Raw genomic sequence first — 22604 nt, 5'->3', positions numbered from 1 at the left:
GTCCTCGAGTTCGCCTCGCCTCCGCCCCTCGCCCGGGAGCTGCTGCGCGCCGCCGTGGCCCGCCGCCCCTCGCGCCCCGGCGAGGTGCCCCGGCTGGAGGCGCGGCTGAACACCTTCGTTCCGGATTCGCGCCAGCTCGCCATCTACCGCGAGGTCTGCGGCTTTCCCGCCGACGGCCACCTGCCGCTGCCGTTTCCCCAGGTGCTCGTCGGGGCGCTGCACATCGCGCTGCTCAACCACCCGGACTTCCCCTACCGCCTCCTCGGCATGATTCACGTGCGCAACCGCATCCACCAGCACCGCCGCCTGCCGGAGCACGCCCCGCTGTCGGTGCACACGTGGGTGGAGGGCCAGCGCGAGGCGCGGCAGGGACGCGAGCTGGATTTGCACACCCGGGTGGAGGCGGAGGGCGCCACCGTCTGGAGCGCCGTCACCACCATGCTCCGCCGCCTGCCCGGAGGCGCCGAGCGCCCGCGCGAGCCGAAGCCGTCCAACACCGCCGCCGCGTCCGAGGAGGAGTCCCTCTTCGCCGGCAGCCGCCCCGCGACGTGGCCCGTCGCCGAGGACATCGGCCGCCGCTACGCCCGGGCCTCCGGCGACTACAACCCCATCCACCTGCATGCGCTGACGGCGCGCGCGTTCGGCTTCCCCCGCGCCATCGCCCACGGCATGTGGACCGTGGGCCGCTGCGTGGCGGAGATGGGCGAGGCCGCGGAAGGCCCCGCGCTCACCCTCACCTCCGACTTCCGCCGCCCGCTGCTGCTGCCCTCGCGCGTGGTGTTCCAGACGGCGCGGCGGGACGGCAGCGTCACCTACCGCGTGAAGGGCGAGGACGGCACCCCGCACGTCTTCGGCTCGCTGAAGCCCGGCGCCTGAAGACCCCACGGCGCACCGTGGGACCCCCGGGCCCGCGCCGGCTCAGTACGGAACCAGCGTGATGTCATCCAGGTACACCGTGCCCTGGTCTCCGCCCGAGGCGTCCATGAAGTACAGGTCCACCAGGGTGCCCGACGTCACGCCCAGGCTGGCCAGGGGAACGGTCACCTTCTGCCAGGTGCCCGCGGCGATGGGGGCGCCCAGCGCCGCGTCCAGCGTGACGGCCCCGAGCCACTGGCTGCCATCGTGCAGCACGAGCTGCACGGCCTGTCCGCCCGTGGTGCCGCCGTGCACCCACAGCTCGACGGACTGGTACTGGGACAGGTCCACGCCCGAGTGGTGGAACATCAGCCCCGACCACGCGTCCGGCTCGAAGCGGATGGCCGTGGAGCCCGCGTGCACCACGCCCGTCTCGTCCAGCGAGTGCGTCGCCCAGCTCCAGTTGTCGAAGCCGCTCTCCATCCCATCCACGTAGACAGGCAGGCCGGCCGCCGGGTCCGGGTCGGTGCGCCCCTCCATCATCGCCACGCCCTGGGCCAGGGTGACGGTGGGCAGGCCGCTCGTGCGGATGTGGTCCAGGATGGCCGTGAAGTTGGACGTCCGGTACTGCGTGTCGCGCACCGGCGTGCCGTCGATGAACTCGTGAAACACGAGGATGAGCCAGCTCTTCTCCGCGGCGGCCTGGTCAATCCAGCCGCGCACGGTGCTCACCGCCACCCTTTGGTGCACGTCGTTGGCGCGCAGCTCGTACACAATCGAGTCGCGGAAGTTGCGGCCACCTTTCACCGTGCGGCTGCTGCCGTAGGTCTGCCGGATGGCCGCGAGGGTGGTGGCGTCGTAGTACCCGTAGGGCACGACGAAGTTCGGCACCGCGGGCAGGCCCAGGGTGTTCACCAGCCACGACTGCGAGTCCACCAGTTCCGAGGTGAGCTGGGCGGGGGACAGCGTCATCAGGTTCGGGTGCGACACCGTGTGGCTGGCGATGTCGTTGCCCTCGGCCACGAGCGTCTGGACCTGCGCCGTCGTCATGTAGCCGCCCCAGCCCTGCGCCAGGGCCTGGGTGACGAGCGCGTACGAGGCGTCCATGTTGCGCGCGTTGAGCGCAGGACGCGCCTTCGTGTACTGCGTGGCCCACCCGTCATCCAGGGTGATGGTCACCATTCCCTGCTCGAAAGGCTCGGCCGCGAACACCGGCCCCTCCAGCGTCACGCCCAGCAACGCGGCAATTCCTATCAAACCCCTGCATGACTTCGACATGTACTGCCCCCTCCTGGCGCCACGTTCCGTGTGGCGCGGTGAAGGCGCGTTATCAGAAGTCTCGAACGCCGGGCAATCGAGCAGGCGTGCCCGCGCGCCGTGGTCCACGGGGCGGGGGTACGCCGCACCCCACCTGTCACATCCGGGGATTCAGCATGAGGGCCGGGGATGTTGGTGAGGACTTCGCAAGCAGTCACGCACGAAAGGCCACACCGAATGAAGAAGCTCGCCGCGCTCGCATGTCTGTTCACCCTGCTGGGAGCCATCCCCGCCCAGGCCGCCGAGTCCAAGGACGTCTTCGGCCGGGAGATTCCCATCGGCCAGGGACGGCCCACCGTCGTCCTCTACGCCAACAAGGGCACGCGTGACGAGCTGCGTCAGCACGTCTACAAGTTCATCTACGACGTGCGCGACGAGAAGCCCATCGTCGTGGTGCACGTGGACCTGCGGGACGTGCCCGGCCTCTTCAAGGGCATGGCGAAGGGCGAGATTCGCAAGAGTCACAAGGAGTCGCTGGACCTGATGCGGGACGTGTTCCGCCAGCATGGCGAGGCGCCCCCGCCGGAGCTGGAGACGTCGCTCTTCATGGTGGCGGACTCCAAGGGCGAGCCCCACAAGGCCATGGGCCTGGCGAAGGGCTTCGGCCAGGTCGTCGCGAAGGTGCTCGACCCGAGCGGCGCCGAGGTGGCGCGCGGTCCCTTCCCGCAGAGCGCCCGTCAGTTCGTCCAGGCCATCTCCGCCGTGCCGCGCCAGGGCCCACCCACCAGGGTGGCCAACCGCAGCCGCTGACAAGAATCGTCACCGGCACGTGTCCGGGGACGCATTTCGTCGCAGAGGGGTGTCACGAATGCGCTGACAATGTCAGTCGTGACCTCCTGCGTGCTTTTCTGCCTTTCAGTCTGCCTGCTAGGAGCTTAAGCGGCCGTCAGGTTCGCGGGCTCGCACTCGTCGGCGCGTCCGGCAGGGGCCACAGCAGGAGACTTCATGAAAAGGCAGCAGCCTGTAGCGAAAGCCATGCCTCTATGGCTGGCGGTAGGACTCTTCGCGGGGGCGGGATGTGGAGGAGCTGTAAGCCCCCCCCCCGAGGACACTCAACCTCAAACCTGGTCACGACCGAGCGCCCTGACCTTCGGCCCGGACCTGGTGGTGACGAAGCTGTCCACCCCCCGGAGCGCCCTGCCCGGACAGCCCTTCAAGGCCACCGTGACGGTGTGCAACCAGGGCTCGGAGCCGGCGACGACGTACTACAGCTGGCCCTGGCTGGAGCTGTACCTCTCCACGGACACCAGCCTCTCGATGCCGTCGGGCGGGCCTCTTCCGCCGGACCAGCAGCTGATCGGCAACCTGCAGGTCCCCCCGCTGGACCCGGCGCAGTGCGTGACGCGCGAGGTGGATGCCTATGCGTCCCTGCCTCCGGACGCGCAGGGAGATGGGGCCTACTACGTGGGCGCCATCGTCGACGTCCACCAGGTGCTGACCGAGGCCGATGAGACGAACAACGCCTTCGTGTCCGAGCCCATGGGCGTGGGCTTCCGCCCGGACCTCGTGGTGACGGAGGTGAAGGGCCCGACCAGCATCCGGCCCGGACAGTCCTTCACCGCCACCGTGACGGTGTGCAACCAGGGCACGCAGTACACGTACAGCTCGGCCCCCGTGGAGCTGTACCTCTCCATGGACGACCAGCTCGCGCTGCCGGCCCCGGGCACGCCGCTGCCCACCGACCAGCGGATGATTGGCCAGGTGAACGTCCACGGGCTCGCCGCGGGCCAGTGCGCCACGCGCGCCGTGCAGGTCCATGCCGACCTGCCTCCGGACGCGCAGGGTGACGGCGCGTACTACCTGGGCGCCATCGTGGACCCCTACCAGTCCGAGCAGGAGCTGCGCGAGGACAACAACACCTTCGTCACCGGCAAGCTCGGCGTGGGCTTCCGCTCGGACCTCGTGGTGACGGAGGTGAAGGGCCCGGCCAGCGTGCGGCACGGAGAGCCCTTCACCACCACCGTGACGGTGTGCAACCAGGGCACCGAGTCCGCGTACAACTCGGCCCCCGTGGAGCTGTACCTCTCCATGGACGACCAGCTCACGCCGCCGGCTCCGGGCACGCCGCTGCCCACGGACCAGCGGATGATTGGCCAGGTGAACGTCCACGGGCTGCAGGCGGGCCAGTGCGCCACGCGCGCCGTGCAGGCGTCGGCCTGGCTGCCCCAGGACGCGCAGGGTGACGGCGCGTACTACCTGGGCGCCATCGTGGACCCCTACCAGTCCGAGCAGGAGCTGCGCGAGGACAACAACACCTCCGTCGCCGGCAAGCTCGGCGTGGGCTTCCGCTCGGACCTCGTGGTGACGAAGGTGACGTCCCCGGCCAGCGTGCGTGACGGCCAGTCCTTCACCGCCACCGTGACGGTGTGCAACCAGGGCACCGAGTCCGCGTACAGCTCGGTCCCCTTGGAGCTGTACCTGTCCACGGACACCACGCTCACGGCTCCGGCCATGTCGGGCCCGGGCCCGATGCTGCCCATGGACCAGCGCATGATTGGCTCCGCGCCGGTGCCATACCTGTCCCCCGGGCAGTGCGTGGACCTGCCGGTGCAGGCCTATGCGTACCCGCCGCCAGACGTGATGGAGCCGAACGCCGCCCTCTACCTGGGCGCCATCGTGGACCCGTACCAGTCCGAGCAGGAGCTGCGCGAGGACAACAACACCTTCATCGGTGGCCTCGTGGGCGTGGGCCACCGCGCGGACCTCGTGGTGACGAAGGTGACGGCCCCAGCCAGCGTGCGTGACGGCCAGTCCTTCACCGCCTCGGTGACGGTGTGCAACCAGGGCACCGAGTACAGCAACGGGTACGGCCCGCTGGAGCTCTACTTCTCCACGAACGCCACGCTCACCCTTCCCAACACCCAGGGCCCGGGCCCGATGCTGCCCACGAGCCAGCGGATGATTGGCTCGCTTCAGCTGTCCTCGCTGTATGCCGGGCAGTGCGTGACGCGGGACGTGCAGGCCCAGGCGTACCTGCCGCCGGATGTGATGGAGCCGAACGCCTCCCTCTACGTGGGCGCCATCGTGGACCCGTACGGGCAGGAGCAGGAGCTGCGCGAGGACAACAACGCCTTCGTCGGCGGCCTCATGGGCGTGGGCCACCGCGCGGACCTCGTGGTGACGAAGGTGACGACCCCGGCCAGCGTGCGCGACGGTCAGTCCTTCACCGCCTCGGTGACGGTGTGCAACCAGGGCACCGAGTACACCAACGGCGGCTCCACCCAGTTGGAGCTGTACTTCTCCATGGATGCCACGCTCTCCCTGCCCAACACCCAGGGCCCGGGCCCGATGCCCACGGACCAGCGGATGATTGGCTCGCTTCAGCAGCTGCCCTCGCTGTACGCCGGGCAGTGTGTGACGCGGGACGTGCAGGCCCAGGCATACCTGCCGCCAGACGTGATGGAGCCGAACGCCTCCCTCTACGTGGGCGCCATCGTGGACCCGTACGGGCAGGAGCAGGAGCTGCGCGAGGACAACAACACCTTCATCAGCGGCCTCGTGGGCGTGGGCCACCTCGCGGACCTCGTGGTAACGAAGGTGACGGCCCCGGCCAACGTGCGCGACGGCTCCACCTTCACCGCCACCGTGACGGTGTGCAACCAGGGCACCGAGTACACCAACGGGTATGGCCAGGTGGAGCTGTACCTCTCCACGAACGCCACGCTCTCCCTGCCCAACACCCAGGGCCCGGGCCCGATGCTGCCCATGGAGCAGCGGATGATTGGCTCCACGCAGGTGCCCTCGATGTATGCCGGGCAGTGCATGGACCTGCCGGTGCAGGCCTATGCGTACCCGCCGCCGACGATGGAGCCCCGCTCTGCCTTCTACCTGGGCGCCATCGTGGACCCGTACCGGCAGGAGCAGGAGCTGCGCGAGGACAACAACACCTTCACCAGCGGCTTCGTGGGCATGGGCTGGCTCTCGGACCTCGTGGTGACGAAGGTGACGGCTCCGGCCAACGTGCGTGATGGCTCCACCTTCACCGCCGCGGTGACGGTGTGCAACCAGGGCACCGAGTACACCAACGGGTACAGCCAGCTGGAGCTCTACCTCTCCACGAACACCACGCTCACCCTGCCCAACACCCAGGGCCCGGGTCCGATGCTGCCCATGGAGCAGCGGATGATTGGCTCCGCGCCGGTGCCGTACCTGTACCCCGGGCAGTGCGTGGACCTGCCGGTGCAGGCCCAGGCCTACCCGCCGCCAGACGTGATGGAGCCGAACGCCGCCCTCTACCTGGGCGCCATCGTGGACCCATACGGGCAGGAGCAGGAGCTGCGCGAGGACAACAACACCTTCATCGGCGGCCTCGTGGGCGTGGGCCACCTCGCGGACCTCGTCGTGACGTCGGTGACCGCTCCGGCCAGCGTGCGTGACGGCTCTACCTTCACCGCCGCGGTGACGGTGTGCAACCAGGGCACCGAGTACACCAATGGCGGCTCCACCCAGCTGGAGCTGTACTTCTCCACGGACACCACGCTCTCCCTGCCCAACACCCAGGGCCCGGGCCCGATGCTGCCCATGGACCAGCGGATGATTGGCTCCACGCAACTGCCCTCGCTGTATGCCGGGCAGTGTGTGACGCGAGACGTGCAGGCCCAGGCCTACCTGCCGCCAGACGTGATGGAGCCGAACGCCTCCCTCTACGTGGGCGCCATCGTGGACCCGTACGGGCAGGAGCAGGAGCTGCGCGAGGACAACAACACCTTCATCGGCAACCTCGTGGGCGTGGGCCAGCGTCCGGACCTCGTCGTGACGAAGGTGACGGCCCCGGCCAGCGTGCGTGACGGCCAGTCCTTCACCGCCTCGGTGACGGTGTGCAATCAGGGCAACGAGTTCACCAACGGGTACGGCCAGCTGGAGTTGTACCTCTCCACGGACACCACGCTCTCCCTGCCCAACACCCAGGGCCCGGGCGTGCCGATGCCCACGGACCAGCGGATGATTGGCTCGCTTCAGCTGCCCTCGCTGTATGCCGGGCAGTGTGTGACGCGAGACGTGCAGGCCCAGGCCTACCTGCCGCCGGATGTGATGGGGCCGAACGCCGCCCTCTACCTGGGCGCCATCGTGGACCCGTACCAGTCCGAGCAGGAGCTGCGCGAGGACAACAACACCTTCATCGGTGGCCTCGTGGGCGTGGGCCAGCGTGCGGACCTCGTCGTGACGAAGGTGACGGCCCCGGCCAGCGTGCGTGATGGCTCTACCTTCACCGCCTCGGTGACGGTGTGCAACCAGGGCACCGAGTACACCAACGGGTACGGCCAGCTGGAGTTGTACTTCTCCACGGACGCCGCGCTCTCCCTGCCCAACCCCCAGGGCCCGGGCCCGATGCTGCCCACGAGCCAGCGGATGATTGGCTCCACGCAGGTGCCCTCGATGTATGCCGGGCAGTGCGTGGACCTGCCGGTGCAGGCCCAGGCGTATCCGCCGCCGGATGTGATGGAGCCGAACGCCGCCCTCTACCTGGGCGCCATCGTGGACCCGTACGGGCAGGAGCAGGAGCTGCGCGAGGACAACAACGCCTTCGTCGGCGACCTCGTGGGCGTGGGCCACCTCGCGGACCTCGTCGTGACGAAGGTGACTGCCCCGGCCAGCGTGCGTGACGGCCATCCCTTCACCGCCTCGGTGACGGTGTGCAACCAGGGCACCGAGTACACCAACAGCGGCTCCAACCAGCTGGAGCTGTACCTGTCCACGGACACCACGCTCACCCTGCCCAACACCCAAGGCCCGGGCCCGATGCTGCCCATGGACCAGCGGATGATTGGCTCCACGCAGGTGCCCTCGCTGTATGCCGGGCAGTGCGTGGACCTGCCGGTGCAGGCCCAGGCCTACCCGCCGCCAGACGTGATGGAGCCGAACGCCGCCCTCTACCTGGGCGCCATCGTGGACCCCTACGGGCAGGAGCAGGAGCTGCGCGAGGACAACAACGCCTTCGTCGGCGGCCTCGTGGGCGTGGGCCACCTCGCGGACCTCGTCGTGACGTCGGTGACCGCTCCGGCCAGCGTGCGTGACGGCCAGTCCTTCACCGCCTCGGTGACGGTGTGCAACCAGGGCACCGAGTACACCAGCGGGTACGGCCAGCTGGAGCTCTACCTCTCCATGGATGCCACGCTCTCCCTGCCCAACACCCAGGGCCCGGGCCCGATGCCCACGGACCAGCGGATGATTGGCTCCACGCAGGTGCCCTCGCTGTATGCCGGGCAGTGTGCGACGCGAGACATGCAGGCCCAGGCCTACCTGCCGCCAGACGTGATGGAGCCGAACGCCTCTCTCTACGTGGGCGCCATCGTGGACCCGTACGGGCAGGAGCAGGAGCTGCGCGAGGACAACAACACCTTCATCGGTGGCCTCGTGGGCGTGGGCCAGCGTGCGGACCTCGTCGTGACGAAGGTGACGGCCCCGGCCAGCGTGCGTGACGGCTCCACCTTCACCGCCGCGGTGACGGTGTGCAACCAGGGCACCGAATACACCAACGGGTACGGCCAGCTGGAGTTGTACCTCTCCACGGACACCACGCTCTCCCTGCCCAACACCCAGGGCCCGGGCGTGCCGATGCCCACGGACCAGCGGATGATTGGCCTCACGCAGGTGCCATACCTGTACGCAGGGCAATGCGTGGACCTGCCGGTGCAGGCCCAGGCGTACCTGCCGCCAGACGTGATGGAGCCGAACGCCTCCCTCTACGTGGGCGCCATCGTGGACCCGTACCAGTCCGAGCAGGAGCTGCGCGAGGACAACAACGCCTTCATCGGCGACCGCGTGGGCGTGGGCCACCTCGCGGACCTCGTGGTGACGAAGGTGACGGCTCCGGCCAGCGTGCGTGATGGCCATCCCTTCGCGGCGAAGGTGACGGTGTGCAACCAGGGCACCGAGTACACCAACAGCGGCTCCAACCAGGTGGAGCTGTACCTCTCCACGGACGCCACGCTCACCCCGCCCAACACCCAGGGCCCGGGCCCGATGCTGCCCACGAGCCAGCGGATGATTGGCTCCACGCAGGTGCCCTCGATGTATGCCGGGCAGTGCGTGGACCTGCCGGTGCAGGCCCAGGCCTACCCGCCGCCGGATGTGATGGAGCCGAACGCCTCCCTCTACCTGGGCGCCATCGTGGACCCGTACGGGCAGGAGCAGGAGCTGCGCGAGGACAACAACACCTTCGTCGGCGACCTCGTGGGCGTGGGCCACCTCGCGGACCTCGTGGTGACGTCGGTGACCGCCCCGGCCAGCGTGCGTGACGGCCACTCCTTCACCGCCTCGGTGACGGTGTGCAACCAGGGCACCGAGTACACCAACGGTGGCTCCACCCAGGTGGAGCTGTACCTGTCCACGGACACCACGCTCTCCCTGCCCAACACCCAGGGCCCGGGCCCGATGCCCACGGACCAGCGGATGATTGGCTCCACGCAGGTGCCCTCGCTGTATGCCGGGCAGTGCGTGACACGGGACGTGCAGGCCCAGGCGTACCTGCCGCCAGACGTGATGGAGCCGAACGCCTCCCTCTACGTGGGCGCCATCGTGGACCCGTACGGGCAGGAGCAGGAGCTGCGCGAGGACAACAACACCTTCATCGGCGGCCTCGTGGGCGTGGGCCAGCGTCCGGACCTCGTGGTGACGAAGGTGACGGCCCCGGCCAACGTGCGCGACGGCTCCACCTTCACCGCCACCGTGACGGTGTGCAACCAGGGCACCGAATACACCAACGGGTATGGCCAGGTGGAGCTGTACCTCTCCACGAACGCCACGCTCTCCCTGCCCAACACCCAGGGCCCGGGCCCGATGCTGCCCATGGAGCAGCGGATGATTGGCTCCGCGCCGACGCCGTACCTGCACGCCGGGCAGTGCATGGACCTGCCGGTGCAGGCCCAGGCCTACCCGCCGCCGACGATGGAGCCCCGCTCTGCCTTCTACCTGGGCGCCATCGTGGACCCGTACCGGCAGGAGCAGGAGCTGCGCGAGGACAACAACACCTTCACCAGCGGCTTCGTGGGTGTGGGCTGGCTCTCGGACCTCGTGGTGACGAAGGTGACGGCTCCGACCAGCGTGCGCCAGGGGGACGCCTTCACCGCCGCGGTGACGGTGTGCAACGAGGGCACGCAGGACTCCGGTGGCTCCTGGTATGGCCAGACGCAGGTGGAGCTGTACCTGTCCATGGACGCCACGCTCACCCTGCCCAACACCCAGGGCCCGAGCATGCCGATGCCCACGGACCAGCGGATGATTGGCACCGTGACCCTGCTGCCGCTGCAGCCGGGACAGTGCGTGACCGAGAACGTGAACGCGACCGCGGACCTGCCGTACGCGTCCAATTACAACGATGGGGCCTACTACCTGGGCGCCATCGTGGACCCGCAGCAGGCCGAGCAGGAGCTGCGCGAGGACAACAACACCTTCGCCGAGGGCCTGCTGGGTGTGGGCTTGCGCTCGGACCTGGTGGTCACGGAGCTGAGCGCTCCGGCCAGCGTGCAGCGCGACGCGCCCTTCACCGCCACGGTGAAGGTGTGCAACCAGGGCACGGAGCCGGTCTCCACGGGTTATCCGCGGGTGGAGCTGTACCTCTCCACCGACACCACGCTGGCGATGCCGGACCCCCAGCAGCCGGGGCCGCGCCCCGACCAGTCGCTGGTGGGCATGCACTCCGTGTCGCCGCTCGCGCCGGGGCAGTGCGAGACGCTCTCCGTGCAGGGCTCCGCGAGCCCGCCTCCGGAGGCGCCGTGGAATGGGAGCGTCTACCTGGCCGCCATCGTCGATGGTGACCGGTCCGTCGAGGAGCTGCGCGAGGACAACAACATCCTCGTGGGCGACCTCATGGGCGTGGGCGAGCGCTCGGACCTGGTGGTGACGGAGCTGAGCGCCCCCACCACGGTGCGCGATGGCGACCCGTTCACCGCCACGGTGAAGGTGTGCAACCAGGGCACGACGGCCCTGGCGAGCCCCTACGGCACGCACCTGGAGCTGTACATCTCCATGGACACCACGCTCACCCCGCCGACGCCGAACATGCCGTGGCCGACGGACCAGCACCTGGTGGGCAACATCCAGGTGAGCCCGCTGGCCGCGGGACAGTGCGAGACGCTCAGCGTGCAGGGGTATGCGTACCGGCCGCCGGCGTCCCAGGGCCCCGGCTCCTTCTTCCTGGGGGCCCTCGTGGACCCGGGACACACGGAGGAGGAGCTGCGTGAGGACAACAACGCCCGGGCGGACTTCGCGCTCGAGCTGACCCCGTAGCAACGCTTCACACGTGAAGGGCGGGGGCCGGTGGTTGGCTCCCGCCCTTCGCGGCTTCGAGGGGCGGGAGGCCGTCATGGCTCCCGCCCTTCGCTTTTCTCAGCTCCCCGTGGCCGGCGAGTCCGCGGGCGGACGGGAAATCCACGCGGCGATGAAGACGTCCAGCTCGCCGCGCATGACGTCCTTCACGCGCGGGGTGCCGGCGCCGGTGCGCGGGTCCTCCACGCGGGCGCCACGTCCCACGTAGTAGCGGCGACACTCGTCGGTGGAGCCGCCCTGGCCGGACACCACGCGGGCGGCGATGTCCTTCAATTCGTCCAGCTCGCCCGCGCCCGTGAGGGTGAGCACGCGCCCGGAGGACTCGTCCTTCACCGTCACCTCGGTGCGCACGCGCTGCAGGTAGGAGCCTTGCTGGGCCTTCACCGGCCGGCCCTGCACGTCCAAGAGCTCCAGGTCCTCCGCCGGCAGCGCGCCGCCGCGGTGCACGCGCACGTAGGCGCGCTGGCGCTTCTCGTCCTCCAGGCGCCGGTGCAGGCCCGTCTCGCCGGCGAGGAAGCCGTACGCGCCCGGGCCGGCGATGCGCACCACCACGCGCGAGGGCTCTTCCGCCTCGGCCACGGCCACCGCCTCGTAGCCGCGCCGCTGCGCCCAGCCCAGGTACATGGTGGCCAGCTCCTGCACCCACGCGTCCTGCGCCTCCGCCGAGTCGCTGGCGCAGATGTCCACCAGCGCCTCCGTGTCCTGCTGCGTGGCGCCGGACGCGTTGAGCGCCTCGGCCATCTGCACCTCGCGCGCCACGTCCTCCACCTGCTTCGCCGCGGACGCGAGCTGCACCTCGTTCTTCGCCTCGCGCACCAGCCGCCGCGCGAAGAGGCACGCGGCCTCCAGGCGCTCCAGCTCGTTGATGTGCGCCTCCACCGTGCGGAAGGCCCGGATGACCTCGGCCGCGTGCGTGGGGTCGTCCCAGAGGTTGGGCGCCTGCGTCTCCGCCAGCAGCGACGCGCGCCGCTGCTCCAGCTCCGGCCGGCCCGCGGACGCCGCCAGGGCGCGCGTCTTGCCGACGAGCCGGTCCATCTCGAACAGGAGCGACTTGCGGTCCAGCCGCCGCTTCACCGGAGCCGCGCGCGCGGACGGCAGCAACAGCTGCGCCGTGGGCGACGGAGGCGGCAGCGCCGGCTCGGCCACCGCCACCACCCGGCCCCCGGGGCGCGCCTCCACCCGCACCGGCGTGCCCGGCGGCAGCGGCTTGCGCGCAATCTCCACGGCGAGCGCCGCGGTGAGCGTCTTCTCGATTTCACGCTGCAGGTAGCGCGCGCCGAACTGCGGCGAGTAGCCGCGCTCCACCAGCAGGTCCACCACCTGCGGCGTCACCTCCACGTCCAGCGAGCGCGCGCGGATGCCCTCGCGCTCCAGCACGCGGCCCACCTCGCGCTGGGCAATCTTGCGGATGTCCACCTTGGACAGCGGCCGGAAGTGGCAGATGGCGTCGAAGCGGTTGAGGAACTCGGGACGGAAGGCCTCGCCGATGCGGCGGTCCACCTCCGTCACCATCTCCTCCGCGCGCTTGTGGCCCACGAAGCCCATGCCGGACTCGCGGTACACCTCCGCGCCCACGTTGGACGTGGCGACGATGAGCGTGTTGTTGCACGACACCGTCTCCCCGGCCCCGTTGACGAAGGTGCCCTCGTCGAACAGCTGCAGGAAGCGGTCGTGCACGCTGCGCGCCGCCTTCTCGAACTCGTCGAGCAGCAGCACGGTGAACACCTTGCCGTCGAGCAGCGCGCTCAGCTCACCGCGCCGCGTCTCCAGCGCCGGGGCCCACGCCGCGCCGAAGGGGACGCTCTCGTCGCCGTCGTTGGGGTAGTCCGCCATGTTGAGGCGCACCAGCCTGTCCGCCGAGCCGAAGAGGTACTCCGCCAGCAGCTTCGCCAGCTGCGTCTTGCCCACGCCCGTGGGGCCCGCGAAGAGGAACACGCCCAGCGGCCGGCGCGGGTCGTTGAGCCCCGCCTTCAGGAGCGCCACCGAGCGCAGCACCGCCGCCACCGCGTCCGTCTGCCCCAGGAGCCGCTCGCCGAAGAAGCGCTCGGTCTCCTCAAGGTCGAGCGGCATCGCGTCGTCCACCACGAAGCGCGGCAGGCGCGTGGCGGAACAGAAGCGGGTGAGCACGTCCTCGGGGCCCACGTGGTCCTTGGCCGCGCTCGCGGCCTCCGCCGCCGTCTCCTTGAGCAGCTCTATCGCCTTGCGCGGCATCCGCTGCGCCAGCAGGAACTTGGCCGACAGGCGCAGGGCGAGGTCACACGCCGCCGGGTCGATGGGCAGCCGCAGCTCCTTCTCCAGCTCCTCGGCCACCCGGCCCAGCACCCAGCGCGCCTTGTCCAGCGGCGGCTCGTGCAGCGGCAGCAGGTGGAGCCGCTCGGCCAGCGCCTCGTCCGAGCGCAGCAGTTCCTGCACGCGCTTGGGCTCCGTCTCGAAGATGAAGCGCAGGCCGCCGGTGCGCAGGGCGCGCACGGCCACCGGGGCCAGGGGCCCTCCGAGGGCCGCGGGCAAATCCCGGATGTAGATGATGGGGCAGGGGTGTCGGCTCAGGTGCGCGAGCAGCTCCTCGAAGCTCTCCGCGGCCTGGCGCTGGTTGCTGCGCGCGAGGATGTTGGCGACGGACACCTCCACCAGCCGGCCCTGGGCCAGCTCGGCGTCCACGCGCCCCTCGGCGATGCGGCGCGCCACCTCCTGCACGAGCGCGCTCTTGCCCACACCGGCCTCGCCGGACAGCAAGGGGTGCTTGCCGCCCCGCGTCAGCAGACCGAGCACCTCCGTCACGGCGGCGTCCACCCCGTGCGCGGCCGGCAGCTTGCCGTCGCGGGCCAGCGCCGTGAGGTCGCGGTCGATGAGCCGTTCCTGGTCCTCGCTCTTCCTCGTCGCCATGTCGTCAGCCGCCCCCTCGCGGTTGCGCACTCTAACCTTGCTGAACCGCCGTGGTGAGCGCGCAATCCCGACTGGGCGTCCGGGGGCCCCGAAACGTCGGGGCCGGACGGAGAGCGGCCGCTCTCAGGGCGCCGGAGGGGGCACCGTTCCCGGCTGGGCCGAGGGAATGGCCCGCAGGTATTCGTAGATGGCCCGCAGCTCCCGCTCCCGCATCTTCCCGTAGACGTTCCAGGGCATGACCTGGAGGATGTCGCCGTTCTCCTCACGGCCGGTGCGCATCAACTCCAGGAACTCCTCCCAGGTATTCCCTCCGGGGAGGCCCTCCGCGTCCGGGGTGAGGTTGGCGGACACCACCTTCGGGCCGAACGGCACCCCGCCCGCCAGGAAGTGCGCGGTGTTGATGCGCTCGGGCTCCCCCCGGAAGGGGTTGCCTCCGGGCTCGAAGGGCGGGTTGGTATGGCAGTCATGGCAGCCGCCCTGGGCGTTGACGATGTAGCTGCCCAGGCCCACCAGGTCGCGGTCCAACCCCTCCAGGTCCACCGGCACGGGGGAGAGCTCCAGGCCCCGCTCGACGCGCTCCCGCTCCTCGGCGCCCAGCGGGTCCTCGGTGTGCTGGCCATGCGTGGGAGGCGCGTCCTCCAAGCCGCAACCCAGCCCAATCCCTCCCATGATGGAGAGCAATCCCAGCCCCGCCGCCCAGCAGCCCTTCTGGAAGTCCTTCATGTGCGTGTACCCCTTTGCCGGCACCCGGCGTGCCGGTGGCGGGGACCCTAGGGATGAAGGGCTGCCAGCCATACCGTGTCGCGGTCTCGGGCCGCGTCGTGCGCAGCACATCCAGACGGAGGGCCATGGTCCCGGAGGGCAGGGAAAAAGCGGAAGCCGGAGGATTCGAACCTCAAGCCGGAGGTCCGGCTCGCACCCGTTAGCGGCGGGGCCTGGCGCCAACGCCAGTCCAGCTTCCATGAGACGTACAGCGAGCGGAAGGCAGGGGACTCGAACCCCAAGCGCGCGTGTCGCTCGCACCGTTTTCGAAACGGGCCGCCGGCCTCCGGCGTCGACCTCCCAGAAAAAAGTGCCGGCAGCAGCGTTCCCGCCTGCCGGCGCGCGGGGAGGTTGCGCGAGGCGGGAGGCCCGCCTCTGGCGGTTCCTCCTACCCCCGTGGTGCGTCGTCCCGGGACGGCGCGGGGGCGGAGACCCCCTCTGGGAGCCTCCCTTCGACTCGCGACCTCACTACTCCTCCAGCTCCACGTGCCAGTACGCCATGTCCCCCAGGAACTTGGCCCACGACACGGGCATGCCCTTCTCGAACATGAAGGTCAGGTGCATCGCCTCGGGCAGCCGCTTGGGCTTCACGGGCGTGCTGCGCAGTGCCATCCGCGCCACCTCGGGAGTGCGGTTGCCCTTCTTCTGGTTGCAGGGCACACACGCGATGACGACGTTCTCCCAGCACGTCTTGCCACCCTGCGCGCGGGGGAGGACGTGGTCGTACGTGGCCTCGGGCCGCGACACCTTCACGCCGCAGTACTGGCAGCGGCAGTTGTCGCGCAGGTACACGTTCTCCCGGCTGAACTTCACGCCCTTGGGGCCCTTGCGCAGCCCGCGGATGAAGCGGATGACGGAGGGCATGCGCACCGCCACCGTCACCGAGCGCACGAAGCGGTCCTCGTACTCCTCGACCACCTCGACCTTCCCCTGAAAGATGAGCATCACCGCGCGCTGCCAGGGGATTCGCGCGACGGGCTCGTAGGACTGACTGAGAACCAGCGTCTCCATGACACGGTGCCTCTCGGGGTTGTTGTCCACGGCGAGATTCGAACTCGCACTCGGCCGGGTTTGAGCCGGCGGCCTCTCCCAGTTGGGCTACGCGGACGTGCTTCGGGAGCTTCCTCTGACCTCTCACTGCGTGCTGCGTGCTGCGTGCGACGAGTGCCGGAAGCGGGAGTCGAACCCGCACTCGCCAGGTTCTCGACCTGGTGCCTCTGCCAATTGGGCTATTCCGGCATGGGTTGCTGAAAGAGTGCACGCCCCGGGGATCGAACCCGGCGGATACGGTATGTGGGACCGTTGCCGTCTCCAGCTGGCTCGGCGTGCTTGAAGTTGCGGAGCAGGGAGTCGAACCCTGCGACCCAGGCTTATGAGGCCCAGTGGGACTGCCGGTCCCACTCCGCAGAAAAAAGGTGCTGTGTGCTCCCGGCAGGACTCGAACCTGCGACCGTGCGCTTAGGACGCGCCCGCTCTGAATCCGCTGAGCTACGGAAGCGTGTGTGACTGAGTATCCCTGGCAGGAATTGAACCTGCGGCCTCACGGTTCGGCGCCGTGCGCTCTCATCCACTGAGCTACAGGGACAGGAAGTGGAACCACCGGGATTCGAACCCGGACATCTCGGGTGCAAGCCGAGCGCTCTCCCATTGAGCCATGATCCCAGTACTGCGGTGCGACGAGTGCTCCCGGTCGGGCTCGAACCGACGACCCCCGGTTTACGAAACCGGTGCTGCTACCATCTGAGCTACAGGAGCGTTTGAGACAGGCCGCCAGGGTGTTGATCCCCGCTGGCTTCGATTTGGAGTCGATGCTGCTCCCCGGAGCGCGGCCTATGATGGTGCTGCGGTGAAACGTGCTGCGTGCTGCGAGTACCGGCCCCCGGAATCGAACCGAGTCCTCCTGTGCTTCAGACAGGCGCGCGGACCACCTACGCCAGACCGGCATGTGCTGCGGTGCTACGAGAGAGGCCAGTGCGGGAGTCGAACCCGCCCCAAACGGTTTTGCAGACCGCTGCCGCCCCAGGCGGAACAGGCCATGAATCAGCTCCCCGGGAAGGACTCGAACCTTCAACCCCGCGGTTAACAGCCGCGTGCTGCTGCCAATTGAGCTACCGGGGAATGTGCTGCGTACAGAAAGAGAGAACCTGGGGCAGGAATCGAACCTGCACTTACGGGGTCAGAACCCGCCGTCTTGAACCATTTGACCACCCAGGTATGAAACAGAAGAGAGCGGGTGACGGGATTCGAACCCGTGTCGTCGGTATGGGAAACCGAAATCCTGCCGCTGGACGACACCCGCGTGAGTACCTCCGGAGGGATTCGAACCCTCACCGCCCGGGTAAGAGCCGGGTGCTCAGCCGTTGAGCTACGGAGGTGTCTTGCGCGCCGCCCCTGAAGAGAGCGGACGGCGTGCTTCACCACTGCGATTCAGTTGTCAGAGAACTGGTACGTCTGGTTGACCGGAGGGAATCGAACCCTCTGCCCCGGGGTCACATCCCGGTGACTCACCATTCGTCTTCGGCCAACATCAGTCGGGGCACCCGGACTCGAACCGGGACCGCCCGCTTATCAAGCGAGAGCTCTGCCTTTGAGCCATACCCCGTGCACTGCGATTGCTGCGTATCTGGGTGACAGGATTTGAACCTGCGACCTCACGGATCCGAACCGTGCGCTCTGGCCAGACTGAGCTACACCCAGAAGAGGTACTGCGTTTGCTGCGGTGATGGGGACGCTGGGAGTTGAACCCAGCGGGCCCTCGCGGGCTCCGGCTCTACAGGCCGACGCGCCTCCCCTAACGCTCTACGTCCCCAAAGGAGGTCGGGAGCCCGGAAAGACGAAAGGCCGGGTTCCCTGGTGGGAGCCCGGCCTCTGCGTGGCATCGCCTGTGGAGACACAGGACGGGGTGCGTCAGCAGGAGTCGGGCAGGTGGGCGTGATACGGGCGGAATCCCACGGAAAAGCTGGGGGCGATGGCCGGCCGAATGCACGGGAGGACAACGAAACCGTTGGACCAGAGGTTGTGCTGATACTGCGACTTCATCGGGCTCATCCGCGTCACCGTGTTGTTCATGGCCACCGCTCCTTTCATGGGGAATTGACGCGCCGGAAATTCATCCCTGACAGCGTGCTGATTTCTTTTCGTGGCGGGGGAGGGGAGCAGGGTTTCGCGGAGGGGCCCTATAAGGAGAGAGCCGCGCTCCGGAGGCTTTCGGAAACGAAAAAGGCCCCGGAGCTGGAGGCTCCGGAGCCTTTATTCAGGTCCCCGAGGTGGGGACGACGGCGGTGAGATTCACGAGGGCGTCCCGCTTCACGCCGTGCTTGAGGAAGTCCTGCACGGCCCGGGCGAGCGTCGCGGCCAGCACGCCCATCAGCGGCAGGTGGGCGCCCCCTTCGCAGGTGGCCTGGCCGGCGGTGTCCTCGGCGTCCGGGGTGAAGCGCTCGTCCCAGCGCACCAGTCCGAAGTTGCCGTCCGCGCTCACCGCCCCGTGGACCAGGGGCTTGCCGGCCTTGCGCGCGTACTCACTGAGGAGCAGGCGGCTGTCGCGGTTGTCGAAGCAGTCCACCAGCAAGTCCCCGCCGCCGCACAGCGCCTCCACGTTGTCCCGGGTGAGGCGCACGCCGAAGGACTCGGCCTTGACTCCGTGCAGGTTGAGCAGCTGCAGCTTGAGGGCCTCGGCCTTGTTCTTCCCCACCGAGGGCTTCACGTAGGCCTGCGAGAGCAGGTTCTTCGACTCCACCCGGTCGAAGTCGATGAAGGCCAGGGTGGCCTCCAGGTTGCGGCAGAGGACGGCCGCGGTGGAGCCAATGGCTCCGACGCCACAGAAGATGATGCGCATGGCTTCACCTCAGCGGGCGCCGAAGGGCACCTTGGGGCGCAGGTAGATGCGCTCGTCGCCGCGCGCGCCCCGGAAGCGGTCCACCACGTAGTGCTGGAACGCATCCTCGCGCAGGGTGGCCAGGTGCAGGCCGGGAACTCCGCCGGAGCGCACCAGCTCCGCCGCGATGCGCCGGACATCCGTGTCCGACACGGGCCGGTCCAGCTCCACGGGCACGTCCGCGGACATCCCGTCGTAGGTGATGTTGAGCGTCGCCATGGTTTGTCGTGCCTCCTCGCACCCCTGGCGGGACGCATGAGCGCGGCCGGCGGGGCTCCCGCCGGGACGCGGGGGGACGGGGCTGCCTGACATCCGTCCACTTCCAGGCGGACCCGGGGCCTCGCGACGCGCCGCCCCTGTCGCGGCGTCCCTTCCCGGAGCTTGAGTGGCAGGTCGGCCCGCTCCGAGGTGCCCATGCCACTGACGCTCCGCCGTCTCCGCACCCTTTCCGTCCCGCTGCTCGCGGGGCTGCTCCTGTTGCCAGGCTGCCGGAGCCAGCAGGCGCCATCCGGGCCGGCCCCTTCCGCGACACGCGAGGCCCTGAAGACGCGCGAGGGATATCTCCCGGGCGCGGATGGAATGCGGCTGTACTACCAGCTCGAGGGCACGGGCCCGGAGGTACTGGTCTTCGTGCAGGGCGGCCCGGGTGGGGACCTGCGCGAGGAGGCGCCCGACTTCGGGGTGCTCGCGAAGGACCGCACGGTCATCTACTACGACCACCGAGGCGGCGGTCGCTCCACGCTGCCGGAGGACGCGTCGCTGCTGACCATCGACGCGCTGGTGGAGGACCTGGAGGCGGTGCGCCGGCACTTCGGGCTGGAGCGGATGGACGTGGCGGCTTTCTCCTTCGGTCCCATCGTCGCGGGACGCTACTCGGCGAGGTACCCGGACCGGGTGGGCCGGCTGCTGCTGGTGGGCGCGGTGGGACCCCGGCGGGTGCCGTACTCGGAGCAGTACGGCCAAGCGCTCTTCTCGCTGGCGTCGGAGGCGCAGCGGCGGCGGATGATGGAGCTGTTCCAGACCTGGGGGACGGCGGAGGACCCCATCGCGCTGTGCCGGGAGTACTGGAGCATCACCGGCCCCATGTTGATGAGCGCGGAGGGTCGGGCGCGGAAGCGCTCGGAGCACTGCGTGGGCACGGCCGAGTCGGTGCGCTACGGCCTGACGAAGACGTCGCCACGGGTCATCGCCTCGCTGGGGGACTGGGACTTGCGCCAGGAGCTGGGCGCGGTGCGTGCCACGACGCTCGTCATCCATGGCGAGGCGGACCTCTTCTCCGTGGAGGGCGCGCGCGAGTGGGCCGCCGCCATCCCCGGAGCCCGGCTGCTGGAAGTCCCCGGGGCCGGGCACGCTCCGCACCTGGAGCGTCCCGAGGTCTTCAATCCCGCCGTCGAGACCTTCCTGTCGGGGCGGTGGCCGGAAGGCGCGCGGGTGCCGTGAGCAGGGATAAGCCTATTGCCGGCAGGATGGCGTGGACACGCAGTCACAGGCGTTGGGCTGGCCTGCTTGCAGGTCTCTCAGCTTCTCGTCGTAGCAGGCGAGGATGGAGGAATTGCAGACACCAAAGCCGCCCGGGAGCTCGGCGAAGTGGCTGTTCATGGCCACGGCGTTGTCCAGGGCGAGGTACAGGTCCGAGCAGCTCGAGTTGAGGTTTGACCAGCTCTCCGTCTGCACACCCCGGGGGCCGCTGTCATCGCGGAGGTAGCAGAAGTAGCTGGTCAGCCCGGTGCCGGTGCCCGTGCAGCGGTCCGTGGGCACTTCGCCGATGCCGTTGTTCTGCACCTCCAGCAGCAGCTCGCCGCCGAAGGTGAGGCGCGGCTTCGCATGGTTCTCCAGCAGCTCGCGGACGCCCCACGGTGAGGCATTGGACCAGACCTGGGTGCGGCATGCGTCTGCGGTGCTGCTCACGGTGCAGCCGGGCTGCACGACGTCCCACTTGTTGATGGCGAGCGCGGTGCGGCGGGAGGTGCCGAAGACCTCGCGGTGCACGTCGATGGCGCGCAGGTGGCAGTCCAGGTCCGTCTGGTGGGACAGGCCGGCGTTTGCCAGGCGCTGGTGGGTGTAGCCCTTGAGCTGGGCCCGGTAGAAGGGCTCGGCGTACGCCGTCATGCAGGCGGAGTCGACGACGGTGGTGACGAGCTGGTCCAGCGTCCTGCCCGCGTACAGCGTCGTGTTCGTCAGCAGCTCGTCCTGGAGCGCGGTCATCAGCTCGCGGTACTGGGCCATGTACGCCTGGGACCAGAAGAACGGCACGCAGCCCGCGCCGGCCGGGTAGTAGCCGCCCACGCCGCCTTGCGTGGACACGGAGCAGTCGACCGCCGCGCCCTCGGGAGTGGCGGGAGCACTGACGTACTGGGGGCCCGCGCCGTCGTTGGCGCGCTTGACGAAGGCGGGAGCGGCGATGCCCGCCATGATGCGGAGCTTCACGTTGTCCACCGACGTCCCGCTGGTGACGCTGGAGACGGCCTGTCGCAGGGGCTGCCAGTCGAAGACCTGATTGGAGGTCTCCAGGTCCGCCCAGTCCAGCATGACAATGGCGCTGCGGACGTAGGTGGCGCTCGCGGGAGGGACACCGGAGCGGGTCATCGCTCCCGCCACGGCGGCCGGCGGCTGGCGGTATACGAGGTTGACGGAGAGCCGGGCGAGCTTCACGGCGCCGGCCGTGTGGGTGAGCGTCACCTTCACGCGCAGCGGGCTCTGCTCCGTCACCGTGCGCGAGGTGACGACGTGGGCCAAGGAGTCACTGGTGGTGGTGACGCTGGCGAGCGTCTGGGTGACGGAGCCGAGCTGCGTGGCACCGTCGAGGACGTCGAACCGGAGCGTGCCCGAGGCGGCGGTGGTGCCCACGTTGCCCGTGCGCGCCAGGATTTCCACCCGGGCCAGCGTGCCCGCAGGCGCGGTGGGGAAGCCGAAGGTGATGTGGCCCGTGGTGAAGCCGCTCTTCACGCGCACGAAGCTGGTGTCGACCGAGTCGGAGACCTTGGCGTGGAGACTCGCCGTGGTGCCATCTCCCGCGGTGACGTTGGAGATGGCGACGTCCGAAGCCGGGCTGAGCGGCGCATCCGCGATGAGCGTGGAGGCGGTCCGCGCCGTCGCGTCCACCGTGGGTGGAGGAGGTGTGCCGCCGCATCCCGCGAGGGCGAGCAGGGGAAGGAGCCAGAGAGCGCGAGCCATGGGGGACTTCCGGGAAGGAGGGGTGTGGAGCACGCCATTATCTCCCAGAAGTGCCTCCCACGGACTCACAGGCCAGGGGCTGTCCCTGATTCGCGCAGCCAGAGAAGCATGGATGCAACGTGCAGGACGGCGAGGTAGCTGGCCGCCATCTTGTCTTGGCGCGTGGCGACAGCCCGGAAGCGTTTGACCCTGGCCCTCACGTCACTCAGCGGCCACAGCGCGTCGCCAGGATGCGGACCGAGTCATTGGCCCCCTGCGCCACGGCCACGTCCGCGCGGCCGTCCCCATTGAAGTCCGCCAGTGCGAGGCCCGAGGGCGGGACCGCGAGGGTGAAGTCCCACCGCGCGGAGAACCCGCCGGTGCTGGCGCCCTGGAACACGCTCACGACCTGAGCGACGCCGCTCGAGACGACGACGTCCTGCCGCCCATCCCCATCCAGGTCCGTCAGCGCCAGCGCACGGGCGATGCTCCT

13 protein-coding genes and 17 tRNA genes are annotated in these 22604 nt (G+C 69.5%); 4 read left to right on the top strand and 26 right to left on the bottom strand.

Going from position 1 to position 22604, the window contains the following annotated elements:
* Positions 1-876: MaoC family dehydratase (locus tag HG543_RS34115; RefSeq protein ID WP_246357501.1), on the top strand; the 876-nt coding region annotated here is incomplete at its 5' end.
* 42 nt (positions 877-918) lie between these two features.
* Here HG543_RS34115 and HG543_RS34110 read toward each other — a convergent pair.
* Entirely contained in the window at positions 919-2133 is a 1215-nt protein-coding gene (locus HG543_RS34110) for a polysaccharide deacetylase family protein (RefSeq protein WP_169349094.1), read from the bottom strand.
* A gap of 216 nt (positions 2134-2349) precedes the next feature.
* Between HG543_RS34110 and HG543_RS34105 the strand changes: the two genes are divergently transcribed.
* Complete coding sequence (locus tag HG543_RS34105) at positions 2350-2922, top strand: hypothetical protein (RefSeq protein ID WP_169349093.1); 573 nt, start codon at positions 2350-2352, stop codon at positions 2920-2922.
* Positions 2923-3279: 357 nt separating this feature from the next.
* Positions 3280-11400 (top strand): CARDB domain-containing protein, encoded by an 8121-nt coding sequence (locus HG543_RS34100; RefSeq protein WP_169349092.1) that lies wholly within the window; start codon positions 3280-3282, stop codon positions 11398-11400.
* Between the two features lie 99 nt (positions 11401-11499).
* Here the strand turns inward: HG543_RS34100 and HG543_RS34095 are convergent, their stop codons facing one another.
* The 23 genes from HG543_RS34095 to HG543_RS33985 all read right to left on the bottom strand — a co-directional run bounded on the left by HG543_RS34095 (position 11500) and on the right by HG543_RS33985 (position 19177).
* Positions 11500-14322, bottom strand: a complete 2823-nt coding sequence (locus HG543_RS34095; protein WP_169349091.1) for an AAA family ATPase — start codon at positions 14320-14322, stop codon at positions 11500-11502.
* A 123-nt stretch (positions 14323-14445) separates the two neighbouring features.
* Positions 14446-15045, bottom strand: coding sequence for a cytochrome C (locus tag HG543_RS34090; protein WP_169349090.1), 600 nt, complete (start codon positions 15043-15045; stop codon positions 14446-14448).
* 507 nt (positions 15046-15552) lie between these two features.
* Positions 15553-16095 (bottom strand): HNH endonuclease, encoded by a 543-nt coding sequence (locus tag HG543_RS34085; protein ID WP_169349089.1) that lies wholly within the window; start codon positions 16093-16095, stop codon positions 15553-15555.
* Between the two features lie 23 nt (positions 16096-16118).
* Positions 16119-16192: transfer RNA gene (locus HG543_RS34080), tRNA-Leu, on the bottom strand.
* Positions 16193-16249: 57 nt separating this feature from the next.
* Positions 16250-16323 (bottom strand) — tRNA-Leu (locus HG543_RS34075).
* A gap of 96 nt (positions 16324-16419) precedes the next feature.
* Positions 16420-16491 (bottom strand) — tRNA-Met (locus tag HG543_RS34070).
* A gap of 16 nt (positions 16492-16507) precedes the next feature.
* Positions 16508-16582: transfer RNA gene (locus HG543_RS34065), tRNA-Arg, on the bottom strand.
* A gap of 13 nt (positions 16583-16595) precedes the next feature.
* A tRNA-Arg gene (locus HG543_RS34060) sits at positions 16596-16669 on the bottom strand.
* A 6-nt stretch (positions 16670-16675) separates the two neighbouring features.
* Positions 16676-16746: transfer RNA gene (locus HG543_RS34055), tRNA-Ala, on the bottom strand.
* Between the two features lie 19 nt (positions 16747-16765).
* A tRNA-Thr gene (locus tag HG543_RS34050) sits at positions 16766-16839 on the bottom strand.
* A gap of 115 nt (positions 16840-16954) precedes the next feature.
* Positions 16955-17027, bottom strand: a tRNA-Phe gene (locus HG543_RS34045).
* A 22-nt stretch (positions 17028-17049) separates the two neighbouring features.
* Positions 17050-17119 (bottom strand) — tRNA-Cys (locus HG543_RS34040).
* Between the two features lie 9 nt (positions 17120-17128).
* Positions 17129-17202 (bottom strand) — tRNA-Asn (locus HG543_RS34035).
* A 23-nt stretch (positions 17203-17225) separates the two neighbouring features.
* Positions 17226-17298, bottom strand: a tRNA-Gln gene (locus HG543_RS34030).
* A gap of 14 nt (positions 17299-17312) precedes the next feature.
* Positions 17313-17383, bottom strand: a tRNA-Gly gene (locus tag HG543_RS34025).
* Positions 17384-17388: 5 nt separating this feature from the next.
* Positions 17389-17459 (bottom strand) — tRNA-Lys (locus tag HG543_RS34020).
* Between the two features lie 77 nt (positions 17460-17536).
* Positions 17537-17608, bottom strand: a tRNA-His gene (locus tag HG543_RS34015).
* A 7-nt stretch (positions 17609-17615) separates the two neighbouring features.
* Positions 17616-17686: transfer RNA gene (locus HG543_RS34010), tRNA-Ile, on the bottom strand.
* Between the two features lie 20 nt (positions 17687-17706).
* Positions 17707-17781: transfer RNA gene (locus HG543_RS34005), tRNA-Pro, on the bottom strand.
* 26 nt (positions 17782-17807) lie between these two features.
* Positions 17808-17893, bottom strand: a tRNA-Tyr gene (locus tag HG543_RS34000).
* A gap of 98 nt (positions 17894-17991) precedes the next feature.
* Positions 17992-18153 carry a hypothetical protein gene (locus HG543_RS33995; RefSeq protein WP_169349088.1) on the bottom strand — a complete coding sequence of 54 codons (162 nt, stop codon included), beginning with the start codon at positions 18151-18153 and terminating at the stop codon, positions 17992-17994.
* A 184-nt stretch (positions 18154-18337) separates the two neighbouring features.
* On the bottom strand, positions 18338-18919 hold the full coding sequence (locus HG543_RS33990) for a ThiF family adenylyltransferase (RefSeq protein ID WP_169349087.1): 582 nt from the start codon (positions 18917-18919) through the stop codon (positions 18338-18340).
* A gap of 9 nt (positions 18920-18928) precedes the next feature.
* Positions 18929-19177 (bottom strand): hypothetical protein, encoded by a 249-nt coding sequence (locus HG543_RS33985; RefSeq protein WP_169349086.1) that lies wholly within the window; start codon positions 19175-19177, stop codon positions 18929-18931.
* Between the two features lie 195 nt (positions 19178-19372).
* Between HG543_RS33985 and HG543_RS33980 the strand changes: the two genes are divergently transcribed.
* Positions 19373-20398 (top strand): alpha/beta fold hydrolase, encoded by a 1026-nt coding sequence (locus HG543_RS33980; RefSeq protein ID WP_169349085.1) that lies wholly within the window; start codon positions 19373-19375, stop codon positions 20396-20398.
* A 12-nt stretch (positions 20399-20410) separates the two neighbouring features.
* On the opposite strand, the gene HG543_RS33975 is transcribed toward HG543_RS33980, so the two are convergent.
* Together HG543_RS33975 and HG543_RS33970 are read right to left on the bottom strand one after the other, a co-directional pair.
* The gene (locus HG543_RS33975) at positions 20411-22132 is read right to left on the bottom strand and encodes a hypothetical protein (RefSeq protein ID WP_169349084.1); all 1722 of its coding nucleotides are present in this window, start codon (positions 22130-22132) and stop codon (positions 20411-20413) included.
* Between the two features lie 205 nt (positions 22133-22337).
* Positions 22338-22604, bottom strand: a 267-nt coding sequence (locus HG543_RS33970) for an FG-GAP repeat domain-containing protein (protein ID WP_169349083.1), incomplete at its 5' end; no start/stop codon positions are given.

The organism is Pyxidicoccus fallax (genome assembly GCF_012933655.1).
GTDB lineage: Bacteria > Myxococcota > Myxococcia > Myxococcales > Myxococcaceae > Myxococcus > Myxococcus fallax.
This window is presented reverse-complemented; position numbering and strand designations above follow the sequence as displayed.

Coding starts and splice junctions, on each gene's coding strand:
- HG543_RS34110 (WP_169349094.1), bottom strand. CDS start 2,133: ATGTCGAAGTCATGCAGGGGTTTGATAGGAATTGCCGCGTTGCTGGGC.
- HG543_RS34105 (WP_169349093.1), top strand. CDS start 2,350: ATGAAGAAGCTCGCCGCGCTCGCATGTCTGTTCACCCTGCTGGGAGCC.
- HG543_RS34095 (WP_169349091.1), bottom strand. CDS start 14,322: ATGGCGACGAGGAAGAGCGAGGACCAGGAACGGCTCATCGACCGCGAC.
- HG543_RS34090 (WP_169349090.1), bottom strand. CDS start 15,045: ATGAAGGACTTCCAGAAGGGCTGCTGGGCGGCGGGGCTGGGATTGCTC.
- HG543_RS34085 (WP_169349089.1), bottom strand. CDS start 16,095: ATGGAGACGCTGGTTCTCAGTCAGTCCTACGAGCCCGTCGCGCGAATC.
- HG543_RS33995 (WP_169349088.1), bottom strand. CDS start 18,153: ATGAACAACACGGTGACGCGGATGAGCCCGATGAAGTCGCAGTATCAG.
- HG543_RS33990 (WP_169349087.1), bottom strand. CDS start 18,919: ATGCGCATCATCTTCTGTGGCGTCGGAGCCATTGGCTCCACCGCGGCC.
- HG543_RS33985 (WP_169349086.1), bottom strand. CDS start 19,177: ATGGCGACGCTCAACATCACCTACGACGGGATGTCCGCGGACGTGCCC.
- HG543_RS33980 (WP_169349085.1), top strand. CDS start 19,373: ATGCCACTGACGCTCCGCCGTCTCCGCACCCTTTCCGTCCCGCTGCTC.
- HG543_RS33975 (WP_169349084.1), bottom strand. CDS start 22,132: ATGGCTCGCGCTCTCTGGCTCCTTCCCCTGCTCGCCCTCGCGGGATGC.